General features: G+C 49.4%; 22 protein-coding genes. 15 read left to right on the top strand and 7 right to left on the bottom strand.

Going from position 1 to position 24,343, the window contains the following annotated elements; all coding sequences use genetic code 11:
- Positions 1 to 154: 154 nt before the first annotated feature.
- Entirely contained in the window at positions 155 to 451 is a 297-nt protein-coding gene (locus tag RQP50_RS12845) for a YerC/YecD family TrpR-related protein (RefSeq protein WP_021256900.1), read from the bottom strand.
- A gap of 322 nt (positions 452 to 773) precedes the next feature.
- Here RQP50_RS12845 and hppD point away from each other — a divergent pair, with 322 nt between their 5' ends.
- The 10 genes from hppD to RQP50_RS12795 all read left to right on the top strand — a co-directional run bounded on the left by hppD (position 774) and on the right by RQP50_RS12795 (position 10,407).
- Entirely contained in the window at positions 774 to 1,886 is a 1,113-nt protein-coding gene (hppD, locus tag RQP50_RS12840; protein WP_072730438.1) for a 4-hydroxyphenylpyruvate dioxygenase, read from the top strand.
- A gap of 30 nt (positions 1,887 to 1,916) precedes the next feature.
- Complete coding sequence (locus tag RQP50_RS12835) at positions 1,917 to 2,528, top strand: flavin reductase family protein (protein ID WP_021256898.1); 612 nt, start codon at positions 1,917 to 1,919, stop codon at positions 2,526 to 2,528.
- A gap of 25 nt (positions 2,529 to 2,553) precedes the next feature.
- Positions 2,554 to 3,489 (top strand): fumarylacetoacetate hydrolase family protein, encoded by a 936-nt coding sequence (locus tag RQP50_RS12830; protein WP_315745679.1) that lies wholly within the window; start codon positions 2,554 to 2,556, stop codon positions 3,487 to 3,489.
- A gap of 55 nt (positions 3,490 to 3,544) precedes the next feature.
- Positions 3,545 to 4,732, top strand: coding sequence for a homogentisate 1,2-dioxygenase (locus RQP50_RS12825; protein ID WP_315745678.1), 1,188 nt, complete (start codon positions 3,545 to 3,547; stop codon positions 4,730 to 4,732).
- A 61-nt stretch (positions 4,733 to 4,793) separates the two neighbouring features.
- Positions 4,794 to 5,522: a CoA transferase subunit A gene (locus RQP50_RS12820; protein WP_315745677.1), complete on the top strand. Its 729-nt coding sequence runs from the start codon at positions 4,794 to 4,796 to the stop codon at positions 5,520 to 5,522.
- On the top strand, positions 5,519 to 6,193 hold the full coding sequence (locus tag RQP50_RS12815) for a 3-oxoacid CoA-transferase subunit B (RefSeq protein ID WP_021256894.1): 675 nt from the start codon (positions 5,519 to 5,521) through the stop codon (positions 6,191 to 6,193). The genes RQP50_RS12820 and RQP50_RS12815 overlap by 4 nt, the downstream gene beginning before the upstream one ends.
- 20 nt (positions 6,194 to 6,213) lie before the next feature.
- Positions 6,214 to 7,332 (top strand): histidinol-phosphate transaminase, encoded by a 1,119-nt coding sequence (gene hisC, locus RQP50_RS12810; RefSeq protein ID WP_072730444.1) that lies wholly within the window; start codon positions 6,214 to 6,216, stop codon positions 7,330 to 7,332.
- A gap of 214 nt (positions 7,333 to 7,546) precedes the next feature.
- Entirely contained in the window at positions 7,547 to 8,725 is a 1,179-nt protein-coding gene (locus RQP50_RS12805) for an acetyl-CoA C-acetyltransferase (protein WP_315745755.1), read from the top strand.
- Between the two features lie 241 nt (positions 8,726 to 8,966).
- A complete protein-coding gene (locus tag RQP50_RS12800) occupies positions 8,967 to 10,079 on the top strand; it encodes an NADH:flavin oxidoreductase (RefSeq protein ID WP_315745676.1) in 1,113 nt (370 codons plus the stop codon).
- Positions 10,080 to 10,197: 118 nt separating this feature from the next.
- A complete protein-coding gene (locus RQP50_RS12795; RefSeq protein ID WP_227774885.1) occupies positions 10,198 to 10,407 on the top strand; it encodes a TetR/AcrR family transcriptional regulator in 210 nt (69 codons plus the stop codon).
- A 209-nt stretch (positions 10,408 to 10,616) separates the two neighbouring features.
- Here the strand turns inward: RQP50_RS12795 and RQP50_RS12790 are convergent, their stop codons facing one another.
- A complete protein-coding gene (locus RQP50_RS12790) occupies positions 10,617 to 11,246 on the bottom strand; it encodes a pyridoxamine 5'-phosphate oxidase family protein (RefSeq protein WP_072730447.1) in 630 nt (209 codons plus the stop codon).
- Between the two features lie 131 nt (positions 11,247 to 11,377).
- Here RQP50_RS12790 and pdxR point away from each other — a divergent pair, with 131 nt between their 5' ends.
- The 3 genes from pdxR (at position 11,378) to RQP50_RS12775 (ending at position 13,906) form a co-directional block, all read left to right on the top strand.
- The gene (pdxR, locus tag RQP50_RS12785; RefSeq protein WP_315745675.1) at positions 11,378 to 12,862 is read left to right on the top strand and encodes a MocR-like pyridoxine biosynthesis transcription factor PdxR; all 1,485 of its coding nucleotides are present in this window, start codon (positions 11,378 to 11,380) and stop codon (positions 12,860 to 12,862) included.
- Between the two features lie 166 nt (positions 12,863 to 13,028).
- The gene (locus RQP50_RS12780) at positions 13,029 to 13,382 is read left to right on the top strand and encodes a hypothetical protein (protein WP_315745674.1); all 354 of its coding nucleotides are present in this window, start codon (positions 13,029 to 13,031) and stop codon (positions 13,380 to 13,382) included.
- Between the two features lie 320 nt (positions 13,383 to 13,702).
- On the top strand, positions 13,703 to 13,906 hold the full coding sequence (locus tag RQP50_RS12775; RefSeq protein ID WP_315745673.1) for an aspartyl-phosphate phosphatase Spo0E family protein: 204 nt from the start codon (positions 13,703 to 13,705) through the stop codon (positions 13,904 to 13,906).
- Between the two features lie 86 nt (positions 13,907 to 13,992).
- Here the strand turns inward: RQP50_RS12775 and RQP50_RS12770 are convergent, their stop codons facing one another.
- Together RQP50_RS12770 and RQP50_RS12765 are read right to left on the bottom strand one after the other, a co-directional pair.
- On the bottom strand, positions 13,993 to 14,820 hold the full coding sequence (locus RQP50_RS12770) for a hypothetical protein (RefSeq protein WP_315745672.1): 828 nt from the start codon (positions 14,818 to 14,820) through the stop codon (positions 13,993 to 13,995).
- A gap of 187 nt (positions 14,821 to 15,007) precedes the next feature.
- Positions 15,008 to 16,261, bottom strand: coding sequence for a M48 family metallopeptidase (locus tag RQP50_RS12765; RefSeq protein ID WP_315745671.1), 1,254 nt, complete (start codon positions 16,259 to 16,261; stop codon positions 15,008 to 15,010).
- 361 nt (positions 16,262 to 16,622) lie between these two features.
- Here RQP50_RS12765 and RQP50_RS12760 point away from each other — a divergent pair, with 361 nt between their 5' ends.
- Positions 16,623 to 17,678 carry an LLM class flavin-dependent oxidoreductase gene (locus RQP50_RS12760; protein ID WP_315745670.1) on the top strand — a complete coding sequence of 352 codons (1,056 nt, stop codon included), beginning with the start codon at positions 16,623 to 16,625 and terminating at the stop codon, positions 17,676 to 17,678.
- Between the two features lie 152 nt (positions 17,679 to 17,830).
- Here RQP50_RS12760 and RQP50_RS12755 read toward each other — a convergent pair whose 3' ends face one another.
- From RQP50_RS12755 to RQP50_RS12745, 3 genes are all read right to left on the bottom strand, one after another.
- Positions 17,831 to 19,294: a stalk domain-containing protein gene (locus tag RQP50_RS12755; RefSeq protein ID WP_315745669.1), complete on the bottom strand. Its 1,464-nt coding sequence runs from the start codon at positions 19,292 to 19,294 to the stop codon at positions 17,831 to 17,833.
- 230 nt (positions 19,295 to 19,524) lie between these two features.
- Positions 19,525 to 21,027: a response regulator gene (locus RQP50_RS12750; protein WP_315745668.1), complete on the bottom strand. Its 1,503-nt coding sequence runs from the start codon at positions 21,025 to 21,027 to the stop codon at positions 19,525 to 19,527.
- Entirely contained in the window at positions 21,024 to 22,760 is a 1,737-nt protein-coding gene (locus RQP50_RS12745) for a cache domain-containing sensor histidine kinase (protein WP_072730455.1), read from the bottom strand. Before RQP50_RS12745 ends, RQP50_RS12750 begins: the two co-directional genes overlap by 4 nt.
- A 187-nt stretch (positions 22,761 to 22,947) precedes the next feature.
- On the opposite strand from RQP50_RS12745, the gene RQP50_RS12740 reads away from it, so the two are divergent.
- Positions 22,948 to 24,267 (top strand): ABC transporter substrate-binding protein, encoded by a 1,320-nt coding sequence (locus RQP50_RS12740; RefSeq protein WP_315745667.1) that lies wholly within the window; start codon positions 22,948 to 22,950, stop codon positions 24,265 to 24,267.
- Positions 24,268 to 24,343: the final 76 nt, after the last annotated feature.

Below are 24,343 nucleotides of genomic sequence, written 5' to 3'. Positions count from 1 at the left end.
AAACAAAATGCGGGGCGCGACAGTTGCACCGCACTTCAGCCAATTTGGCTCGAAAAGTTAAGCAAGACGGGTAGAGAGGCCGACATGTGCTAACTCCCCCGCTTAACATGTGTCGGCTTTGACGAGCCCGTAACACTGTAAGCACCGAATTTTATTACGATTGCTGCTCAAGTCTGCTGAGCATGAGCCGGTAACTTCCGTTTCCATTGTGCAGGATACGCTTGACGCGCGAAATAATGGCCGTGCTTGCGCCAGTCTCCGCTTCGATTTCCATATACGTGTTGCCGTTCAACAGCAATTTGGCGACTTCCAACCGTTGGGACAGTGCCTGCAATTCTTTGGGTGTCGTCAATTCCTCAAAAAAATCATAACATTCCTCAATGCTTTGCAGCTTCATAATGGCCTCCAGCAATTGCTCAATCGCCGGGTCGCCGGAACGCTTGGCACACATATCGTCGATCAACTCCAATTCGAAATGAATACCACGAATGCGCTTACGCTTTACTTTTTGACAAGAAGACGTCTATTTCCTTCTATTTGTTCAAAAAACATTCACATTCAATTCAATGAAGATACGCTCCACTTGTTTGCTTCCTCACTGCGATAGTGCGTCGATGCGGTTCCTCCCCGCCGAATTCATGCGCGTCTGTCCAGCCGCGGTTCCTCCGCCGTGCGTTGGAGCATGGGCGCGTTCAAGTACACTTTTGCTAGATATTGGTATCCATCATATACTCTCAGTGGAAGCAATCCATGTGAGTGTAGGAGGATGTTGAATGAAGAGACAAGAGGTTTTCGAATTAACGGAGAAAGAGATTTTCCCAATTCAAGAAATCGACTACATTGAACTTTATACAGGGAACGCCAAGCAAGCGATGCACTATTTCGTCAAAGGGTATGGATTCCGTCCAATTGCCTATTCTGGTTTAGAAACTGGCAACCGAGAGCAAGTATCGTATGTAATCGAGCAGAATAAAATTCGGTTCGTACTCTCCGGTGCTCTCTCTGACGACCATCCAATTGCCGAGTTCGTCAAATTGCACGGGGACGGGGTCAAAGATGTTGCATTGCGGGTTAGTAATGTTGAAAAGGCTTACAAGGATGCGGTCTCACGCGGCGGAATTCCCATTATGGAGCCGGTCGAATATTCGGATGAGCACGGCAAGGTCAAAAAAGCAATCATCGGCACATATGGAGATACGATTCATACGCTGATCGAGCGGGATAATTACGAAGGATTGTTCCTTCCTGGCTATCAATCCATCGAAGATACCCTTCCACATCAATCGTCCGGTCTGATCGGCATCGATCATGTCGTCGGCAACGTGGAGCAAATGGAGGAATGGGTAGCTTACTATGAAAATGTGATGGGCTTCAAGCAAATGATTCATTTCGATGACAAGGACATTAGCACGGAATATTCGGCCTTGATGTCCAAAGTTATGCATAACGGCGGTAGAATTAAATTCCCGATCAACGAGCCAGCGACTGCCAAGCGCAAATCACAGATTCAGGAGTATCTGGAATATTATAAAGGAGCAGGCGTGCAGCATCTAGCCCTGCTGACGAACGATATTGTCTCTACGGTTACGGCACTCCGCGAGAACGGGGTCGAGTTCCTGAGCACGCCGGACTCCTACTATGAAATGCTGACGGAACGGGTTGGAAGCATTGATGAAGATATTGCCAAGCTTCAGGAACTGAAAATTTTGGTGGATCGCGATGATGAGGGCTATTTGCTGCAAATCTTCACGAAGCCACTTGTCGATAGACCGACGTTGTTTTTCGAGATTATTCAACGCAAAGGAGCTATTGGCTTCGGCGAAGGCAATTTCAAGGCATTGTTCGAATCGATCGAACGGGAGCAGGAGCGCCGCGGCAACTTGTAGCCCCGCGCCGCAGGAAGGAGTAGAAGCCGCATGAATATTACACCGCATGATCTGCATTGGAGAGACGCTTATAAGCTGATGATAGGCTCCATCCTGCCGCGACCGATTGCTTTTGTGTCCACGATCGATTCGAACGGTATGGCGAACCTGGCGCCGTTCAGTTTTTTCACAGCAATCTGCGCGGATCCGCTTATGATCTGCTTCGCCCCGATGCGCCGAGGGACGGACGGATGCAAGAAGGACACGCTCGTCAATATTGAAGCAACCGGCGAATTCGTGGTCAACATTGTTGGGGAACAGATTGTCGAGCCGATGAATGAGACAGCTGCTGAATTCGATCCTGAGGTGGATGAGTTCCAAGTCACGGGCTTGACCCCGATCCCTAGCGAGCTCATTCGCCCCTACCGGGTTCAGGAAAGTGCCATTCACATGGAGTGCGTTCTCCATGATATCCTGCATTTCGGCGATCAGCCGGGCGCTGGCAGCCTTGTTATCGGCAAGGTCGTAATGATGCATATCAGCGACGAGCTGTATGCCGATGGCAAAATCGACATGGAGAAGCTGCTTCCGATTGGACGCATGGCCGGCCAAGTTTACACCCGTGCCGCTTCTGACACCTTCATATTGGAAAGAAAAAAGTAGTGGTATACGGAAAGCGGGAGGTTCTATGAAGTTCGTGACATTTGACACTGGAACCGGCTCGCCGCGTTCCGGTTGGCTGCGGGAAGGCTGCGTCGTCGACATGCATGAGGTCAGTGCAGGGCGGCTGCCGAGCGAATTGCTGGAATTTGTGCGCCGCCATGAGGATTATATGGAGGAGGCCGAGCGAATCGACAGCCGCCTTGGCTCTGATGCGAAGGCAATGCTCGCGCTTAAGGGCATCTATCCGGCATCCGATGTCGCCTTGCTCGCGCCGCTTCCGAAGCCGCCGAGTGTCCGCGATTTCTACGCCTTCGAAGCACATGTGATCGGGGCGAGGCGGAGACGGGGACTTGATATCATGCCGGAATGGTACCAGTTCCCGGTGTTTTATTTTAGCAACCATCAGGCCATTGTAGGCCCGAACGCGCTTATCCGCAAACCGACCGCCACCTCCGCTCTGGATTACGAGCTGGAGGTGGCCTGCGTCATCGGCAAGGAAGGACGCGATATTACTGCCGAAGAGGCTGATTCCTATATATTCGGCTATTGCATCATGAACGACTGGAGTGCGCGCGATATCCAGCGGGAAGAAGTGAAGGTCGGCCTCGGCCCAGCCAAGGGCAAGGATTTTGCCACCTCGCTTGGGCCGTATCTGGTCACCAAGGACGAGCTCGAACAGTATCAGGCAGGCGTGCGCTACGACTTGGAGATGACGGCTCGAGTCAATGGCGCCGAGTTGTCACGAGGGAATATGCGCGACCTCCACTATACGTTCGGAGACATGCTTGCTCGGGCATCATCGGACGCCACATTGTATCCTGGGGATATTATCGGATCGGGCACGGTCGGAACCGGCTGCCTTCTCGAACTGGGGCCTGAGGTTCACCGCTGGCTGGAGCCCGGCGATGTCGTCGAATTAGAGGTCACGGGACTTGGCTTGCTGCGTAACACCATCGGTTGAAGCGGCGAAGAAGCCGCTCAACCGGTATTGAATTGGAAAGAGGAGGATTCGTGTCATGGCCTATTACCGCCGCATGGGAGACATCCCTGGAAAGAGGCATACGATGTTCCGCAAGCCGGACGGCACCCTGTACCGTGAGCAAGTGATGGGAACGAAGGGGTTCTCTGGCATTCAGTCGATCTTGTATCACCATTATCCGCCGACGGCTATCAGCAAGGCGGAAGTGCATGCCGTCTTCGATATTGAGTTCGAAGAGCAGGGGGCGCTTCGCCACCGTCATCTATTGACTGGCGATTGCATGGATGCGGACGACGCTGTCGCTGGCAGACGCTATATGCTTGGCAATGAGGATCTGCTTATCGCGACTGCGAACGTCAATCAGCCGATGGATTATTTCTACCGGAACGGGGACGGGGATGAACTGTTGTTCGTACATGAAGGAGAGGGTGCCGTGGAGACGATGTTCGGCACGCTCCATTACCGTCCAGGGGATTATATCAACATACCGATCGGCACGATCTATCGCGTCATACCGGAGCTGGGGGGCGGACGTACAAAGCTCCTGGTCGTGGAAACGAACAGTTGGATTACAACGCCGAAGCGCTATCGTAACCCGCATGGTCAGCTTTTGGAGCATAGTCCGTTCTGCGAACGGGATTTCCGCGGGCCGGATAAGCTGGAGACTTACGCTCAGCTTGGTGAATTCGAAGTAAGAACGAAGTCTAGGGGATATATCCATCTGCATATATTCAACCATCATCCTTTTGATGTTGTAGGCTGGGATGGGTATTTGTACCCGTGGATTTTCAATATTGCCGATTTCGAGCCGATAACGGGCCGCATTCATATGCCGCCGCCGATTCACCAGACCTTCGAGGGGAATAACTTTGTCATTTGCTCCTTCGTGCCTCGATTATACGATTATCATCCCGATGGAATTCCTGCCCCCTATTTTCACAGCAATGTAGACAGCGACGAGGTGCTCTATTATGTCAGGGGCAACTTCATGAGCCGCAAGGGAGTGAAGGAAGGCTCCATTACCTTACATCCATCAGGCATCCCGCACGGTCCGCATCCTGGCAAGATTGAAGACAGCATCGGCAAAAAGGAAACGACAGAGCTTGCGGTCATGATCGACACGTTCCGTCCGCTGCGCGTTGTCAAGCAAGCGCTGTCCTACGAGGATAGTCAATACATGTACAGCTGGTGCGCGGGTTCGCCGGAAGCGTCGCGAACCGTGTAAGCCCGTTTATGACTGCAAGATGTATGAGCTTCAAGTTACGCTGATGAAAGGAGCGCATCGCATGAAGGATAGGAAAGTCGTGCATTCCGCCGCTGAGGCGATACAGGGAATTCAGGACGGCGCTACCTTGATCGTGGGTGGATTCGGCCTATGTGGAATCCCCGAGCTGGCTATTGCGGCGCTGAGAGACTGCGGTGTGAAGAATCTGACCGTTGTGAGCAACAATTGCGGCGTGGATGATTGGGGGCTCGGTCTCCTGCTCGCGAACCGCCAGATTAAGAAGATGATCTCTTCGTATGTTGGGGAGAACAAAATATTCGAACGCCAGCTTCTGAACGGTGAGCTGGAGGTTGAGCTCGTTCCGCAGGGCACACTGGCTGAGCGCATTCGCGCGGGCGGAGCCGGTATCCCGGCCTTCTATACGGCTACCGGTGTCGGCACGCCGATAGCGGAAGGCAAGGAGCTTAAAGAGTTCAACGGCCGCACATACCTGATGGAAGAGGCGATTGTCGGCGATTTTGCGTTCGTGAAGGCGTGGAAGGGGGATACGCTCGGAAATCTGATCTACCGGAAGACAGCCCAGAACTTCAATCCGCTGGCAGCAGCAGCAGGTAAAATTACGATTGCCGAGGTGGAGGAGCTGGTTGAGCCGGGACAATTGGATCCGAATCATATTCATACGCCTGGTATCTATGTGCAGCGGATACTTCACGGAACCGGATATGAAAAGCGGGTGGAACGGCGCGTTGTCCAGTCGGCGGCGCAGCAAGGAACGGAGGGATTCGCATGAGTGATGCACGTCAAGCCATCGTGCGGCGAGCAGTGCTGGAGATTGCGGACGGGATGACAGTCAATCTCGGCATCGGCATGCCGACCCTCATTGCAGGCATCATTCCGCCAGAGTTCGATGTGATGCTCCATTCGGAGAACGGCCTGCTCGGCATCGGGCCATACCCATTGGAGGGGAGCGAGGATCCGGATCTGATTAACGCAGGCAAGGAGACGGTTAGCGCTGTGGAGGGGGCGTCCTACTTCGACAGTGCCGAATCGTTCGCCATGATCCGCGGTGGTCATATCGATCTCGCCATTCTGGGCGGGATGGAAGTATCGGAACAGGGCGATCTGGCGAATTGGATGATTCCCGGCAAAATGATTAAAGGCATGGGAGGCGCCATGGATCTGGTGAATGGTGCCCGGCGCATCGTCGTCATTATGGAGCATGTGAACAAGCATGGTGAATCTAAAATCAAGCGCGAGTGCAGTTTGCCGCTGACAGGCAAACGAGTCGTCGATCGGTTAATTACCGATTTGGCCGTATTTGATTTTACCGAAGAAGGCATGGTCTTGATCGAGACACAGCAAGGAGCTGACGTAGAAGAGATTCGTCACAAAACCGAGGCGACGTTCCGAATAAGCCCAGCGTTGAACGCGGCGAACGCAACGCCTCGGGCATCGGAGTAAAGGGCTAAGGAGGAGCGTGTATGCAAGTGTCTGTCAAGATCCCGACAAGAAAAGAAATCGAGCCGCTCGGCGTGTACGTGCCTGGAAAACCGATTGAAGAGGTAAAAAGGGAGTTCGGCCTTACGGAGATCATCAAGCTCGCGTCCAATGAAAATCCGTACGGCTGTTCGGAATTGGCCGCCCAGGCTATTGTACGCGAAATGGAGAAGTGCGCCTTGTATCCGGAAGGAACCGCTCCCGAATTGGCGGCGAAGCTGTCAGCTCATCTGGGCGTGGAGCCTGAATATTTCATTGTCGGCAATGGTTCCGACGAAATTATCCGTTTACTAACGCGGAGTTATATCGCCGCAGGGGACGAGGCGATCATGGCCGATGTCACATTCCCTCGTTACGATACGAACGTTCGTATTGAGGGAGGCGTTCCCGTTGCGGTGCCGCTCATCGAGGGCGTTCATGATCTGGACGGCATGCTGAAGGCGATCGGCAGCAGGACGAAGATGATCTTCATATGCAACCCGAACAATCCAACAGGGACAATTGTGGGGCGAAGCGAGCTGCTTGCCTTCATCGAACAGGTACCACGACATATTTTGCTGGTCATCGACGAGGCATATTACGAGTATGTGTCCGACCCGGACAACTTACAGACCATACCTCTGCTTGCCAGCTATCCAAATCTGGTCATCTTGCGTACGTTCTCTAAGATTTATGGCTTAGCTGCGCTGCGAGCAGGCTACGGTATGATGCATCCGAGCATCGTGCAGGAGCTGATCAAGGTAAAGGAGCCGTTCAATTCGAATCGAATGGCGCAAGCTGCGGCTCTTGCCTCACTGGACGATACGACGTTCGCCGAAGACTGTGCCCGGCGGAATGAGGCGGAGAGAACCAAGCTGGTTGCGGAATTGAAGCAGTTGGGTTTGTCCTGCTATCCATCGCACGCCAACTTCCTGATGGTGAAGCTGAATTGTTCTGGTGACGATGTATTCCGCTCGTTACTGGAGCGGGGCGTGGTGGTGCGCGCGGGCAGTTTGCTCGGCTATCCAGATACGATTCGTGTATCCATAGGAACGGAGCAGGAAAATCAGGTGTTCATCGAGGCGCTTCGGCATATTCTTGGTCCTTGCGTCAAATCGGTTTGACCAATCGGGCGCTTCTTTATTGCTGACCTATGTTCGAACGGTTGGTATTGGGATATAACGAGCTATGTTTGCATAGCGATGACTTGAATGATTATCTATTGCATATTAGTGACTATTGATGGTTATCAGTGGATATCAATGTCTATCAGTGACTATCAGTGACTATCGGTGACTATCAGTGACTAAATAATGCATTGCAGATGGGGGTGACGGTCTGTCGGACGTTGTAATTGCAAGCGCTGTGCGAACGCCGATCGGTGCGTTCATGGGCGGATTGAGCGAAGTACCGGCTGTTGAACTGGGAGCGCGGGTTATCGCAGAAGCACTGGGGCGAGCCGGGGTACAGCCGGGATCAGTGCACGAAGTGATTATGGGCAATGTACTGCAGGCGGGCAGCGGCCAAGGGCCAGCACGTCTGGCCGCAATGAAGGCAGGGCTTCCCTGTGAGGTGCCGGCCGTCACGATTAATAAAATATGCGGCTCAGGTTTGAAGGCGGTCATTATGGCTGCGCAGGCCATCAAGGCTGATGATGCGGATCTCATTGTCGCGGGCGGCATGGAAAATATGTCGCTTGCACCTTATGTATTGGCGCAAGGCAGAACGGGATACCGGCTTGGGAATGGGGTAATTGAGGACAGCATCCTCAAAGACGGACTTACCTGCTCGATATGTGACATTCATATGGGCAAAACTGCGGAAAATATTGCGGCGAAATATGGCATTGCGAGAGAAGAGCAAGATGCCTTCGCTCTGACGAGTCAACAGCGGGCTCGCGAGGCATGGGAGCGCAGTGAGTTCTCCGCTGAAATCGTGCCGGTGGAGATTCGAACCAAGAAGGGGCTGGCGACAATTGAAGCCGATGAGCATTTCCGTCCTGATGTGACGGCTGCTGCCCTGGCCCGACTCAAGCCTGCATTCCAGCCAGACGGCACGGTAACAGCCGGAAATGCTTCCGGCATTAACGATGGGGCGGCAGCGCTAGTGGTCTGCTCTAGGCGTATGGCGAAGCAGCTTGGGCTGTCCGTGCTGGCGCGCGTCCGCGGCTATGCCTGCACCGGCGTGGATCCAGCCTTTATGGGCATGGGCCCTGTATCAGCCGCGCAGGCGGCGGTAAAGAAGGCGGGCATGTCGCTGGCGGATATTGACCTGGCGGAAATAAATGAAGCTTTCGCCGCCCAATCGATTGCCGTCATCAATGAGCTTGGGATCGATCCAGCGATCGTCAATGTGAACGGCGGCGCCATTGCACTCGGGCATCCGATTGGCGCCAGCGGCGCGCGTATCCTCGTGACGCTGTTGCATGCCATGAAGCGCAGGCAAGCAGCCACTGGGCTCGCCACCTTGTGTGTCGGCGGCGGCCACGGCGTCGCTGTCATTGTCGAGCAAGTGTAAAATATCAAACACGAAGCACCTCCGATACTCCTTGAGTCGGAGGTGTTGTCGTCTGATAGAGCTAAGGAAGAATAAACATGAATGAAGTCGTGAAGGGCCTAAGATGATATGGCTTTATCCTGTATCCGATGATGTGGACAAAATGGATCCATCGTGGTCAAGTTTAAATGTGAAATATTGTATAATGATAAAAGGCAGTATATTTCAAGCAGTATATTTCAAAGAAAAAAGGAGGAAAAGCATGAAGCAAACCCCATCAGTTGAAGCTTTGTTTAAACCTTTCTCGATTGGCCCACTAGAACTGAGCAATCGCATTGTCATGGCGCCTATGACGCGCATGTTCTCTCCAGAGGGTATCCCAGGGGAGAATGTGGAGTCGTACTATAGACGTCGTGCAGAGAATGGTGTTGGGCTTATTATAACGGAAGGTACAGTCATTAATCATCCTGCAGCAGCGTCACACCCGAATATTCCGAGATTTTATGGAGAAGACGCCCTAGATGGCTGGTCTAGGATCGTTCAGTCGGTACATAAGGCAGGGGGAAGAATTATTCCACAGCTATGGCATGTCGGAACCCAGCGCGCAGTTGGGCAAGCGCCGAATCCAGAGGCTTTGCCTATTGGCCCATCGGGTATAACAGCTGATGGCTTGAAGGTGAATGAACCGATGACGAAGAACGAAATTGACATGGTAGTGGATGCATTTGCTCAAGGTGCAGCAGATGCGCAAAGACTTGGTTTTGACGGTATTGAGCTCCATGGGGCACATGGTTATCTTATCGACCAATTTTTCTGGGAACAAACGAATCAACGAAAGGACGAGTATGGAGGCGGGATCGTAGAACGGACGCGTTTTGCAGTTGAGATTGTGAAAGCTTGCAGAGATGCCGTTGGTCCAGACTTCCCGATCATATTCCGTTTCTCTCAATGGAAAATAAGACCCTTTACGGCTAAATTGGCCTATACACCAGATGAGCTGGCTCAATTTTTATCTCCATTGGTAGATGCAGGGGTAGATGTATTTCATTGCTCGACTCGACGTTTTTGGGAACCTGAATTCGAAGGTTCTTCTCTTAATTTAGCTGGATGGACGAAGAAGATTACAGGAAAACCTGTCATAACTGTAGGCTCTGTGGGATTAGACAGTGAATTTTTAAGTTTCTTTGCGGAGGGTAAAGGGGCCCAGAATGTAAACATTGACGGCTTGATCGAGAGACTTGAGCAAGATGAATTTGATTTGGTAGCGATAGGCCGGGCTTTGCTCGCCGATCCCGCATGGGCTGCAAAAATACGTGATGGAAGAGTGGATGAGCTGCTTCCTTTTACCAAGGAAGCGTCAAAGGTATTATTCTAATATGTTCGTTTCCTACGTCTAAAGAAGCCACTCTTGGAAACATCCTCTACGTTGATGGTTATTATGAATACTTGTATAACTTTGGATGACATGAATGGTAATGAAGAGAGGGTTACTCTTGTCTCCACGTACAAAGGAACAGGACGAAGAAATTCGAAAACAGCGAAAACAAGAAATATTGCAAGCAGCCATGCTTGTGTATGCAGATAAAGGATATTCAGCTGCCGAGGTTGGTGATATCGCAGCAAGGGCCGGACTGGCGCGCGGTTTGATGTACCATTATGTTGATTTTCCACTTCTAGATACGACCGTATCGAGTTCCCAATAGAAAAAACTACTACACATCTATCTCTTCTAGTCGTTGGCTGTTAGACACCCACTGATAAATCATCTTGAAGCTGTGCACTCTAATAATGAAAAATTGTGAATAGCCCTGTTGGTTTATTCTGTACAAATGGTGTCGCGAAGACTTCCATTTTACATAAAATCCAACAGGGCTTTATTTCTAGTGTCTTACTTCGTATTAGAATTCGTCATCTAATCGCCGTCATTCATCCGATGATACGGACAGAGTGCTTCCATCATGGCTACGGTTTCCTTGTCTAAGTCTTTATCTCGTTCCAGCAGACCATTCGACACGATTTCAAATTTCTCTTCTTTCATATTTTGCCCGAATTTATACTTGGCTGATAACTCATGCACGTTGATGCGGACAACGGAGGTGCTTTTGATCTGACCCGTATAGTCTGGATCCTCCGGATCAATCGGAGCATAGCCTCCCTCTGGCTGAAGCTTCTGCATAAAGGCGGTCAATGCTTCCGCTTTCTCTGTTAGATCCGACACCTTTTCCGCATGGCCTTTGATCAGAACCGATTTGAAGAAGGCTGTTGCAGGGCAGGCCAGCTTCGCTTCAGTGAAATAGGAGGGAATGATTGCGTACTCCTTCGCCACAGAGAATGTAACACGCTGATCTGCCTTGATGTTCTTCATCTTGCGTCCTGATACGCTGCCGTGAAAATAAATAAAGCCGTTGTGATATACAAAATTAAGCGGGGTAAGCTCTGGCCATCCATCCTCATTGATCGTCCCGAGAATGCCAAAGCTCATTTCTTGCATAAATTGCTCGGTTTCCACTGTGTCCATGACTTCGAATTCTTTTCTTCGCATTAACAAAGACCTCCTCCGATTACTCCATTCGATCTTGTTTGTGTAGTATTTAGCTTACCTCACGAATTGACAATGAAAAAGATCCAATTTAGATTAGTTTTACTAGACCATTGGTGACGGAGGATGAGTTTATGCAATTCCACATTCCTTACCATTCCTATCTGGATCAATATCCATCCAAACGCCTCGCACTATATCATGCCATCCGAGATTCCATTGCCGCACAAGTATTTGTAAAGGATACAAGACTGCCATCGAGCCGGGAAATGGCTGCCCTGTTCGGGCTATCTCGGGGAACTGTCAATGAGGTGTACGATATGTTGTCTGCTGAAGGTTATATTTCAAGCGGGGTGGGAAAGGGAACCTTTGTTGCGTTCCAGCCCTCAACCAAGAGAGGAACTGATACTCCCTGTCAAGAGCTGAACGTATTGTCCGACTGGGGGATGCGTCTGAAGGAGATCGAGGAACGGCGGGATGAAAATAGCGGAATGCGCATCAAGGCCGGCTTGAGAGTAGCGAATTTCAAAGAGTTCGGTTCTGGTACACAATGGTTTCCGGATAAAGAGTGGAATCGCAGCTTGTATGCGCAGGCCAGATTGCTGCACAGCAGTGACCGAATGAACCGATTGGTGTCCACATTAGGCGATGATAGGCTTAGAGACAGTATTGCCCAATATATAAGACGAGCACGGGGCATAGCTGCTGATCCGAGTCAGGTGATTGTGTTCAATGGTTCGAAGCAGGCACTCGCTTTGACGGCACAGTTGTTCATTAATCCTGGGGATCGCGTAGTTGTTGAGAATCCGGGATATACGGGAGCCATACATATCTTCCAGACGCTAGGGGCGAGCTGTGTTCATGCACCTATTGATGGACAGGGGATAATACCGCATGATTGGCAGGCTAAGCTGCTTCTTGTGACGCCTAACCGCCAGTTTCCGACAGGGGCTGTGTTGACAATGGAGCGCCGTCAGCAACTGCTCGCTTGGGCTTCGGAGAACAATGCGCTCATTCTAGAAGACGATTATGACAGCGTGTTCCGTCATCGGGGCAAATCGCTGGAGCCGTTGAAAGTGTTAGATAGTGAGGGTCGAGTCATCTATATCGGAAGCTTCAGCAACACGCTGCTCCCACATATGCGCATCGGTTTTGCGGTTGTGCCGACATCGCTCGTCTCCGTGTTCGCTAAAGCGAAGGGGGTATTCGAGCCGAATCCGAGCAACTTGCTGGAGCAGCGCACGTTGGCTTCTTGGATGCACAATGGCCAATATGAACGGCATCTACGAAGAATGAAGCGGGTGTATGGGAAGAAGTTCAAGCTGCTGCAGGATCTGTTGACGGCACATGTATCGCATTTGTTCCATTGGATCGAAGCGGATGCCGGATTAAGCATTTTCGGATGGTGGCGAGGCAGCATAGAGCAATATGTCACGTTTCGTACAAAGTGCTCGGAAGAAGGCATTTACTGGTCTGATACCTGCATTCAGGAAGAAACTGGTGAAGGTATGAATCAGTATGGTGCGTACTTTTATTTCCCTCGAATGTCTGAAGACGACATAATTTATGGGGTTATGAAGATGAAGGAGGTTTGGGCGAGTCTGGTGGTGGAAGGATGAAGGCAAGTGAAGTGTCAGTTTAGCAGACAGAATAGATAGCGCAAAGTATTGAGGGGAACGAACAGATTGTCTTCCCTTGTGTGCGAATCGAATTTTACGCTTTCCGGGTTACACGGTCTTAGATCGGCTTCACCCTGCATACAGTGCAAGGAGGGAGCGTGATCCAATGATCGAGAATGAGAAGATAAAGAGATATTATAAGCTGAAGCAGCAGCAAAAGGAAATTGAGGATGAGCTGTCGGCGCTGCGAAGCGATATTATTCAATACTGTGAAGAGCAGGGAGAGTCAGAGATAGACGTGGGCAATTACCATGTGAAGCTGGTTCAGCAACAGTATAGACAATATGATGATGCCAAGCTGTATGCGGCTCTGCCTGACCCGGAAGTATGGCGCTTGCTGTCCAAGCCGGATACTGCGAAGATAAAGAGCTTGATACAACTGGGTGTCATTTCAGATGAGAGCATTTCAGACACGTACAGCGTGCATCCGAAGGTATTGCTTCATGTGGATAAAAAGTAATTGATTTCGGGAAAATCGAAGTAGAGGGCATCGGCAAAGCAAGGATACTGTCGATGTCTTTTTGCTGTATGGAGCAAACGATGCTCATGGAGGGAATGTATCTGAAAATCGAAATTCATTTATTTTTCAGGAAACATTTTACATATATTCAACGTATAAGAAGAAACGAAATATATGAGCGTCATCGATAGAGTAGACAACATGGAGAAGGTTAGTAGGTTGCTAGATTTGCAATCAGCATTCGGGATGTTCTTCATTTACACACCGATTATGCGAGGTGATTCATATTGTGTTATCTTCACTGCCCCCATGATCTTCAAATGCTTGAGAAAATCGAACGACTTAAAAAGCAACTTATTTCGATTGTCAATGAAAAGAACGATTTCAAAGATGATGAGGTTGTGAGGATTAGTCAGGAATTAGATGTGTATTTGCTAGATTATCAAAAAAAACGATTGTTCGCTTCTACTTCTACCTCTACAGTACCTACTCAGAAGCAGAGGAAAGAGTCGATGGCGGAGTAGTACGTACATCCTCAAACTGCTGTCGACTCTTTAGACCCTGTAGACATCAATACAACAACTGGGTATACCACTTGGTAAGGTACAAACTACCCATATAAGTACCATTCGTCAATCCATGGATAATCCCCATAGTGCTCGCGGATAAAACGAATCACGGAGTCAATCATCTCCCATGCTCGCTGATAGCATGGATATTCATTCAGCTCCATATGAGGAGTAATCGCCCCCCCAGTTGGTATCACGCTTAAATAGGATACAATCCGTTCTTCCTGCAAGCTGCCGAAGCGGGTAGTTGATAAAAAAGTAGACAGCCACTTATCATGTGGATAGCTCTTTCCATCCAAAATATAGGACAGCTGACATAGCTCCCTTACAATCTTGGAGCAGTGCAGACTAGTGGAAATCGCATCGCCGCGCTTCAACGGATGCCGCATCCAATCGAGCGTAAACTGCAAGCTGAGGTAAAGAGGCTTGATAACCTTGATCGGATTGGACAAGAAGTGCGCAGATTGCTGCGCAATTGTATGCCTGAATCGAGACTCAGGATCATGAATAGGGATCGCCTGCTGGAATTCCCACACTTGCGGATAGTTATTCTCCTCGAAATATCCTTCCAATACTGAGAACGGCTCAAAGTGATAATGGCCATCCCAATCTCCAATCGGCTGGAATGCGCCATCCTCTGTCGTGCTTAGGCCTGCTTCCCGATATCCGCGGATAATCGCTTGCCGAATATCTTCGTCACAGAAGAATACAAAATCAATATCCGAATACTGATCGCAATTGCCGCGGGATACACTGCCCTTTACAACAAGTGAACATTGATTCCAGTAGTGAGAGAGGACAGGGTGTCTGGATAGCTCATTGGCATGTATATAGGCTTGCTGCAATAGCTCTTTGCTCTTGTCATTCATAGATGGACCTTCTCTCAATCTAGTAGTGTAAAGAGTACGGATGCTCTTTCGATTGTAGTTCGAAGGAGAGATCAGTGCAAGGACGTTGATAACGGGTGGCAGCTGGGAACAGAGCCCTTTGGCTTCCTCATAGAAATCGAAAGGGCTGAGATATCTGTTTACTATTATCTACTCATAGCGAGCTCCATCATAACGCCGCCCGAATATCATTCAGCAAGTAGCGCTGGCTTATTTCCTCCAGGCGTGCGAACTCTTCTTCCAGCTGATTTTTCAGGTTGCTGTCAGGCACATATCGCGGTGTCAGTACTTGATGATGCTGTAGACTCTGTAATCTGTACGGTGTCGGCGGATGAGTGGAATCCAATTGTACAGTGATGGAATCGCGAATCCGTTGGATTCGTTTCTGCTCGCTTGCGGGGACATGCTCCATCTTTTGGCGGAATTCCCCGAACAAATCCGAATTAAAGCGGTAGCGTGCGATTTGTTCAGCCGTCAGCCAGAATACGGGAGCGAAGTGAGATTTGCTTAAGGCCGAGCATGCGGCATCTGTTCCTGCAATCTCGCCCGCGACTCGGTCGGCCAAATACTCGGCGCGCTGGCTCTCATCCCAGACCGTAATACCAAGGCCGTAATACAGGATGAAAATCAGATTGGCCAGCTGCAACTGGGCATATCGCATCGGTGTGGATATAGGCCTGAGCACTTCTCCTTCTTCGCAGTATGGATATACGAACTCGTACCACGAAGCCATAATTCGCCTCGCTGACACGATAAACCAGGAACGGGTCACATCCTTATGCGCATGATGCGCGGTCTCGTGGGCGAGGATTGCGATCTTCTCCGATAGGCTCAATGCCGAAAATAGAGGTACTCCAATCCCGATGATCTTGGTTCGGCGCCGGCCGAACTTGGTAAAGTACGCATTGTATGAATTCGTCATCCGAATCTCGTCGATCGGCGGTGCTTGAACAGCTGCGGCAATGTCATCGGCGAGACGATACAATCCGGGATATTCCTCCCGCCGCAGAGGCTGGCCCGACAGTCTCCACCTGGAGGGCAGCATTAAGTCGGTGAATAGTAGAAACGGGACAATGGCAAGCATAGTAAGCAATAACGAATTGCTATAAAAAAACCAATACACCGCAATAATCGGTAGGCTGAAGGTACCTGCAAGGATACTTCCGGCTAACAAATAAGCGAGCGCTTTACGCCAGGTTAAGGGATACGTAATCCGATCGGTATGCAGATTCTCCTCAAGCAATAGCTGTGATTTTTTGACTCCCATGCGGTAATTGAGCCGTTCCACAAGGCCTAGTGAAGAGATGGGGCGCCAGTCCGGATCGATGTTCCAATTGCATTCCTCGCACCAGGTAACATACCCCGGCACGGATTCCATTTTGTGCCCGCATTCCGGGCAGTATTCCGTCGTTTGATTGGTCATTTTCTCACTCCAACATGATGGATTCATAAAAGCTTCCTTATCATGTATCGGTAAATGACACCAGAACGTGAATCGCATGGGAAATTAGGGAGGGGCAATCTGACGTCTGATCAGCATTATAGTTCTGTCATCATAAAACTTAACGATGCTGCGTTTCTTCATGAATATAGTGCCGCTGCCATTCAGGGTTCCATGTACGATGGAACTTAATTTCTTTTTTATATACAGAGAATAAATGGAAATCCCATTTCCAACCTATGAAATCATGAAAATAAGTGATAAATTAATATACCGTCTACTATGTGCGTAAATATGAACATGAACATCGACACGAACATCAATGGAAAAGAGGAAATGGATAGTGGAACTAGGTATAAGCACGTTTGTTGAGACTACGCCTGATGTGAATACCGGAATCACGATTAGCCACGCAGAACGGCTGCGGCAGGTGGTCGAGGAGATGATCCTCGCAGATCAGGTAGGGCTGGATGTATATGGGATAGGGGAGCATCATCGTCCGGACTTTGCGGCATCCTCTCCTGCGGTTGTATTAGCTGCAGCAGCAACTCAGACGACAAGAATTCGGCTTACAAGCGCAGTGACGATCCTGTCGTCTACCGATCCTGTGCGTGTATTTCAAGACTTTGCAACTGTGGATGGCCTCTCTAATGGTCGTGCAGAAATTATGGTTGGTCGTGGTTCGTTTCTGGAATCATTCCCTTTGTTCGGTTGTGATCTGAACGATTATGAAGAACTGTTCGATGAGAAGCTGGATTTGTTGCTGCAGATTCAGAAGTCGGAGAAGGTAAGCTGGAGCGGGAAGCATCGCCCTGCGATTCATGAACTAGGCATCTATCCGCGTCCTGTGCAGGAGCATTTGCCAGTGTGGATTGGAAGCGCAGGAAGTCCGGAATCCGCGGTCAGAGCAGGGAAAATGGGACTTCCATTCGTTTTGGCGATCATCGGACCAGTGAAGCCGCTTGATTATGCATCTCAGGCTGAACTATACAAGAAAGCTGCTGCGGAAGCAGGTCACGATGTAAACCGTCTGACGATTGCTTCGCATTCTCATGGGTTTATCGCGAAGGAGCAGAAGCAAGCGATCGAGACATTCTTCCCGTCCACATTTGCAAGAACGAATGTGAGAGCGAAGGAAAAAGGAGCGCCTCCGTACACGAGAGCGAATTACGACGCGGCTTGCAGCCCTGAGGGTGCTCTCTATGTTGGCGATCCCGAGACGGTAGCCCAAAAAATTATCGAGCTCCGTAAGCACGTAGGGGTTAAGCGATTTATGCTGCATATGCCGCATGGCACTATGCCTCACGAAGAGGTTATGGAAGCGATACGGCTGTTCGGAACAGAAGTAGCGCCTCGTGTCAGAGAAGAAGTGGCTCGATGGGAACAAAATCAAGGTTGAGCTGGATGCGAGAAGACGCTGCCCGAATGAGGCAGCGTCTTTTTTATCGTTTCTAACCGTAGTTTCCCGTAACCCAGCCAATACATATGTAGGTTTATGGAAATGCATGCTTGCTCACTCGAAACAGCCATTGATGCCATCAGTTTTGGTAATCATTTGTTAGATGATCCTTCGTCGATATGAATTTGCAGCAGTTTGGGATTCCAGGTCACATGAAGACCAAGTCCTTTTTCTAACAACTGATAAGGTATGGAGGTAGTACCAGTTGCACCGACTAAAGGTTTCTCACGATCAATGAACCCACCGTCATAAACAATGCGATCTTGTTCATATCCGAAGGACAATGTTCGGCTCTTGTACGTTATAGAGTAAGGCATTGCAACACCGTATTCCGCGTTGAACTGCAGCTTCGTACCGAGTGCCGCCGCGACTGTCGCTGCGGGGAGAAGCACGGTATTGGTTTGAATGAAAGAAGGATACCTGGAGTTGATGAGCTTGCCATTGACGTAAATGTCTGCCGTACGTTCTACAGGAACAGGGCTATAGACCATATTGTCTTTAAATTTCTTCGTTGTCCCGATCGAAGAAAACATATTTCCACCCCAGCCCCATACGTTCCCATCTTCCGCTATAGCTTGACTGTGGAATGCCCCTGCGGCTATCGCCGTAACTTTAGGCAAACCGTTTACTTTTCCCTGCTTACCAGTCGGTGTTCGTCCTCCATAGCTGTACACTTCACCGGAAGTCGTTAATAATAGTTCGTAATCGTCATAAGTGCGGATGGATTTTATCGTCAGCTGGGGCTGAACGGCGACAGGCTTTCCTTGTTCCTTTACTCTCCAGACCTTTCCCTTCTTGTTCAGAGCAAGCAGGGAATGACCGGAAGAGATCATGCGAATATCAGAAAGTCCTTGGATTTTTGTTGGTTTTGCTGCGTCTGACCAACTCCACACGGTACCATCTTTTTTCACTGCATATATTTTTTCTGCGGAGGCTTCAATTTGAACGATTTCGGATAAGCCTTTCACTTGCACGGGCTTCACAGGAGCTGTCTCTGTTCCTTTTGCACGCGGCCAGTACCACACCGTCCCGTCATCGAGAACTGCTGCACCCCTATTGGATGTTGCGGTTGTGGAAACGGCATGCTTTATTCCTTGAATCTGATGTGGCAGAATGGAATGCTGGCGGCCGTCTTTAGAGTCTCCTGAGGCACCCCATGTCCATACGGTTCCATCGGTTTTCGTGGCCAAGTGATAACCTTCTCCGCTCGTTGAGATATGACGGATGTCTGTCAGCTCAAATAGTCGAATCGGATAGGAGTCGTAAATGGTCACTGTTTCTTGGATGCCCATTTCCCCAGTGAGATTGCGGCCCCAAGCCCACACTGATCCGTCACTGCGCAGCGCGATGGAATAATAATATCCTCCCTCGACTTGTATGAATTTTGGCAGCGATTCTTTTGTGGAATTGGCTGCTGAGGCAGCACTAGCAGTCGATGATAACGATGCAGTGAAGAGGATCATAAATGTGAGAACGACAGACAGCAATCGAAAGGTATGTATGTGTCGTGATGAGGTCGTGTGAGTTAGTGAGTCGCGTGTAATGGATGGTTGCATTCGTTTGCTCCTTTCTAATTAAGAGGGATTGAGTAAAATAGTGGATCGATATATTGACGATCCAATTTCATATAAAGTTGCCAAGTTATTAAGTTATTAAGTTATTAAGTTGTTAACATGAAACTCTTCTATTTTAACTATAGGCTATGTTCCAAAGGTTGGCAGATGATTAAGTTGTTAACATGAACCTCCCCCGGCAGACGTTTTCATCACCTTATATCGCATCTTCTTCATTTTCCCTGTTCTTTAAGCTCTGATGGATAGCACTCATAATAGTCCCGGAACAGCTTTGCAAAATGGCGTGCACTGTAATAACCGACGGCTTCGGCAACCTCCTGCACTTTAAGATGAGGCTCCTTGAGCAGCAGCTCCTTCGCTTTCAACATTCTTGTTTCAGTTACATATTTCAAAAATGGTATGCCATGCTTCTTATGAAATAAGCTGCTTAAATAATTCGGCGTCACATGGAACATATCCGCGATTTGCTTCATTCCAATGTTATGCATATAGTGCTCGTCAACCAAAGCAACGACTTGCTGCACGATATCTTTGTTCATGCTGCCATGACGTGGAGGCTGGATTATCATCTGATCCCCGAGACTTTTCAATTGCCCAAACCAGCATTCTTGATCTTCTATCTTGTCTATCGATATTCCAATCGAATAGGATATGGATTCTTGAATCCGATAAACAAGGGCTTGATTTGCCAAGTGTGTTCCACGCAATCTGCGAAGTTCTTTTTCCATGCACACGATGGCTCTAGAATAACCGTAATAGTCTTGCTGACGGAATAATCGGCATACCCTCTCAACAAGACGACTTATAGAGAGCGATTCATGCTGCTGATCCAATTCGAGTAGGTCGTGAAGTGCCAACGTGTGCTCCATCGGGAACAGCATGCGAAGGGGAGCGATTCGCTGAAGCTCTCCCACCTTCTGCGCTGCTTCTAGAAGATTCGCACACTCTTCGATCTGAATGGTAGTAATGGTAGGAGAGGAAGAAAACTCACCTTTACACATTTGCTGGACAGCATTCTCCATCTCCTTTTGAAGCTCCGCGGCATGTTGCTGGTGTGCAACTGGCCATGACCATACGATTGCAGGATTACCGCTAGTGAGGGGCAATGCGACGGCATGGAGACTGGTGGTAAGAGATTGATTACGGATGAGCAACTGCAATTGCTCATGGAACTGCTGCTGCCGCAAAAGCGTCTCTTGTTCTGAGAGACAGCCGTCGAAATAGAACACGTTGACTTTGTATCGCCGTATCCCAAGCTGACATAGGTTTGCTTGATTGCCGCTGCTGCCATGCATACAAGAAAGAATGGCATGTTCAAGCTGGCGATTGAGATCCAAGATATGTGCATCATGGATTTCCTTCGCACGGATTAGGCTATCCTGAAGCTCATCGAGACTGAATGGCTTCAATAAATAATTGCATGCGCCAAGACGCAGCCCTTCCTTCGCATATTGGAATTCCGAATGGCCGCTTACGATAATCCACTTCGTATGAGGGGAGTTATCCCGACTCTGCGCGATGACCTCCAGACCATTCAACTTCGGCATCCGAATATCGACGAACACAAGGTCTGGCTGCCGCTCTGCCACATATCGTAGGGCTTCTTCTCCGTTACGGGCTTCTCCGATGACGTGGACAGGCATGTTCAATTCAGCCAGCATGCTTCGCAAACTGGCTCTTACCAAGGCCTCGTCGTCTACCACTAAAATCCTCATGATAAGCTGTCCTCCTTCGAAATCTGAATCGTTACGCAAGTGCCGATATGAGGCTCGCTTACAATGCTCAGTTGTGCGTTCGGGTAGACGAGCTTCAATCGCGAATTTACGTTGGCAAGACCAACATGTGCTTGAGATTGCATCGCCTTCGCATCGAATCCAACACCGTCGTCACGCACTTCGATACAGATAAGCGGGTCGTTGTCTTGCTGCTTGATGGAAGCGGACACGTGAATGGTGTGATCTTGATCATCGGGTTCAATGCCATGGATGACGGCGTTCTCCAATAGAGGCTGGATGAGCAGTTTTGGAATCCGGCACTCAGCAGCTTCATCATCATAGTGAATATGAATCGTCAGCCTGTCTTGGAAGCGAAGCTGCTGCAGCAGCGCATATTTGGTTAGAAACTTGAATTCGTGTTCGACCGTTGTCCATTGATTTTCCTCTAGAATGTAGCGCAGCATACCGCTCAGTGAAATAATGGCCGTTTCCAGACTCTTCGTATCGCCGATGCGGTTCAATCCGATGAATCCGGACAGCACGTTGTATAGAAAATGGGGCTGTATTTGCGATTGCAAGGCTCGATTTTCTGCATGCTGCTGTGCCAGAACCGCTTTATATTCGCGATTAATGAGCTCATCGAGCTGGATGACCATTTTATTTAACGAATGCCCAAGGTAAGACAACTCGTCTGATCCTACCCCTTCATAACGCGCCTGCAAATTTCCATTGCGCACTTTCGTCATCACTTCTTTCATCTGCGTGATCGGCTTAACGATCCATTGCGATGAGTAGCGGAATACGAAAAAAGTGACAATGAGGCCGCCAATCGAAATGAGTGCTGCCGTGATGTAAATCCAATGTACCTTTTGCTTAAGCTCGTCATTGGATAAGAATACGGTGATTTCCCAATTTGCTGGCTTGATAGTCTGGGTTACGGTCACGAATCTGGTGTCCTGTACGTCTTCATTCCCTCGGGTCTGAAGTTGTTTGAGCATTTCTTCGGTCAACGGCTTGCCTGAATAGATTACATTTCCCATGTCATCCGTAATTGCGACGACAGAACTAACGTTAAATGGAATGTCCTTCGTGATCTGATCGAGTACATTCGTATCTGCATCGGCAGATATGACCGCGAGCGGCTGGCCGGATTCTGGATTTTTAATTAATCGGGATACGGAGAATACCTGAATGGTGGATGGGTTCGTCAAGTAGGTCTGCGAATGAGAACTGATGAATGCAGCCTTCCCATCTCTTTTCACTGCTTTTTGATACCATAATTCGTACTGGAACGGAAAGTCGGGAACGAGGTCTATGCTGCTGTTCTTGGTTGTGAGGTAGGATTTCCCGTTCATCGTAATGATGAGCGTGCTGAGAATATCTTTGCGGGTATTGATTAAGTAATTTGGCAATGTGCCTGTTAAGGCGCGATCCGTCTGAAGCTTCGTGTATGCGCTTGCATGTTCATATACATTGTCGGCAATAATCTTCAGCGCATGTATGACATTGTCATTCAGATAGGGGGAAGCCGTCAGCCGTTCCAAATCATCCAGATAAGTCTCAATATTACCGGCCATAGCGTGCAGGGTTCCTGCCGTCAGCTTCTCCGTGTCTCTGATGAGCACATGCTGGGCGTAGATGGGAAGTACAAATGCCAATAAGACAAATGGAGTGACAATGGTCAGGCCATATACGAGCGTCAGCTTGGATCGTAGTGACTTGAATGCAGCCATAATCGCCAGCCTCCTTCACTTAAGTTAAAGGATAGGTACTCCTTGCAGGTTCGTCAATACGAAAATCGACAGTGTAGAAATGAGCGGATCAATTGTAGGTTTATAGCATATGAAAGCGCAATCATAAATGGTATCTTCTAAACAGAAAACGGAATCAACGACCATATCGTCGGCAAGGGGGATACAGATGAAACGGAACAATTGGTTCAAGATGCTCACACTGCTTGTTATCGCAGCATGTCTGCTTGCGGCATGCGGAACAGGAAGTACGGGCGGGGATGCAGCTGGAGGAAAGGCATCTAGCAGCGACCCCGGTCAGAGTGCAGGAAGCAAGGGAGGAACCGGGGTCAATCTTACGGTTATGACGAACGTGGTTGGCGAGTCAGCGAAGGTGCTCCAGGAGATCGCCAATCAATTTATGAAAGACAATCCAGACATTAAAGTGGATTTCAGTGCTCCAGGTGCGGAGTATGAGAACATTATGAAAATGAAAATGGCATCCAATGAGCTGCCTGATGTATTTGCGACTCACGGATGGGCCAAGGTTCGTTACGGCGCGTATTTAGCTGACCTGAAGGGCGAAGAGTGGGCAAGCAAGCTTAACGCCTCCATCAAACCTGCTGTAACCGACGATCAGGGGAAAGTGTTCGTGCTCCCTATGGATCAAGATAAAGGCGGGCCTGTGTACAATGCAGCAGTGCTGGAGAAGTATGGCATACAGGTTCCGATGACATGGGATGAATTGATGAAGGCCGCGGAAGAAATCAAGACGAAGAGCAATGGAGAAATCGTGCCGATTCATATCGGAGGCGCGGATTCATGGCCGATCGGACAATTTTTTGATTTCTATGCGACGTCCGTCTTTATAAGCCCTGAGAAGAATGATGCAGCACAACTGCTCGACGGAACCTTCGATTGGAACCGATTCGACGCACTGCCGCAAATGTTCTTATCCTTGCAAGAGAAAGGATATTTGAACAAGGATGTGCTGACTGCGAAATATAGCGATTCCGCTAAAGCCTTCGCAGAAGGAAAAGCTGCATTCGGGATATATGGTCCGTTCCTCATCGAAGAAGCAAAGAAGCTGAATCCTGATCTGAAAGCAGGCTTGATGCCGATTCATTCGGTAGCAGCTGGCGATGCGCCAACGCTTGTAGGTGGAGAGAAGACGACATGGGGCGTGTGGAAGGATTCCCCGAACAGCGAGGCGGCTCGTAAATTCGTGGCCTATTACGCCAAGCCGGAGAATATAGCCTTGGTCGCCGCTGCAAATGTACTCCCTCCTGGACTTGATGGAGTAGCCACCAACGCGGGCAGCTTGACTGCTGACTTTGAGAAGTTCAAAGATTTGCGCGTGTTCCCGTACTTTGACAGAGTGTATTTGCCGAACGGGATGTGGGACGTCATGTGCAAGAACGGCCAGGATCTGCTGGCTGGCGGCATTATACCTCGAGAATTCTCGGAAAATATGAAAAAGGAATATGAAAGATTACGTGCTGCTAAATAACAGATAGGCAATTCATCGACCCGCGGCTGCATCTGTCTTGCTGCGGGTCTATTTTTCACATCTAGGAGGATGCATA

The organism is Paenibacillus suaedae (assembly GCF_032337355.1).
Lineage (GTDB): Bacteria > Bacillota > Bacilli > Paenibacillales > Paenibacillaceae > Paenibacillus_B > Paenibacillus_B suaedae.
This window is presented reverse-complemented; position numbering and strand designations above follow the sequence as displayed.

Excerpts from the sequence above, each read along its gene's own strand:
- RQP50_RS12845 (WP_021256900.1), bottom strand. The coding sequence starts at position 451 with ATGTGTGCCAAGCGTTCCGGCGACCCGGCGATTGAGCAATTGCTGGAG.
- hppD (WP_072730438.1), top strand. The coding sequence starts at position 774 with ATGAAGAGACAAGAGGTTTTCGAATTAACGGAGAAAGAGATTTTCCCA.
- RQP50_RS12835 (WP_021256898.1), top strand. The coding sequence starts at position 1,917 with ATGAATATTACACCGCATGATCTGCATTGGAGAGACGCTTATAAGCTG.
- RQP50_RS12830 (WP_315745679.1), top strand. The coding sequence starts at position 2,554 with ATGAAGTTCGTGACATTTGACACTGGAACCGGCTCGCCGCGTTCCGGT.
- RQP50_RS12825 (WP_315745678.1), top strand. The coding sequence starts at position 3,545 with ATGGCCTATTACCGCCGCATGGGAGACATCCCTGGAAAGAGGCATACG.
- RQP50_RS12820 (WP_315745677.1), top strand. The coding sequence starts at position 4,794 with ATGAAGGATAGGAAAGTCGTGCATTCCGCCGCTGAGGCGATACAGGGA.
- RQP50_RS12815 (WP_021256894.1), top strand. The coding sequence starts at position 5,519 with ATGAGTGATGCACGTCAAGCCATCGTGCGGCGAGCAGTGCTGGAGATT.
- hisC (WP_072730444.1), top strand. The coding sequence starts at position 6,214 with ATGCAAGTGTCTGTCAAGATCCCGACAAGAAAAGAAATCGAGCCGCTC.
- RQP50_RS12800 (WP_315745676.1), top strand. The coding sequence starts at position 8,967 with ATGAAGCAAACCCCATCAGTTGAAGCTTTGTTTAAACCTTTCTCGATT.
- RQP50_RS12790 (WP_072730447.1), bottom strand. The coding sequence starts at position 11,246 with ATGCGAAGAAAAGAATTCGAAGTCATGGACACAGTGGAAACCGAGCAA.
- pdxR (WP_315745675.1), top strand. The coding sequence starts at position 11,378 with ATGCAATTCCACATTCCTTACCATTCCTATCTGGATCAATATCCATCC.
- RQP50_RS12780 (WP_315745674.1), top strand. The coding sequence starts at position 13,029 with ATGATCGAGAATGAGAAGATAAAGAGATATTATAAGCTGAAGCAGCAG.
- RQP50_RS12775 (WP_315745673.1), top strand. The coding sequence starts at position 13,703 with ATGCTTGAGAAAATCGAACGACTTAAAAAGCAACTTATTTCGATTGTC.
- RQP50_RS12770 (WP_315745672.1), bottom strand. The coding sequence starts at position 14,820 with ATGAATGACAAGAGCAAAGAGCTATTGCAGCAAGCCTATATACATGCC.
- RQP50_RS12765 (WP_315745671.1), bottom strand. The coding sequence starts at position 16,261 with ATGACCAATCAAACGACGGAATACTGCCCGGAATGCGGGCACAAAATG.
- RQP50_RS12755 (WP_315745669.1), bottom strand. The coding sequence starts at position 19,294 with ATGCAACCATCCATTACACGCGACTCACTAACTCACACGACCTCATCA.
- RQP50_RS12750 (WP_315745668.1), bottom strand. The coding sequence starts at position 21,027 with ATGAGGATTTTAGTGGTAGACGACGAGGCCTTGGTAAGAGCCAGTTTG.
- RQP50_RS12745 (WP_072730455.1), bottom strand. The coding sequence starts at position 22,760 with ATGGCTGCATTCAAGTCACTACGATCCAAGCTGACGCTCGTATATGGC.
- RQP50_RS12740 (WP_315745667.1), top strand. The coding sequence starts at position 22,948 with ATGAAACGGAACAATTGGTTCAAGATGCTCACACTGCTTGTTATCGCA.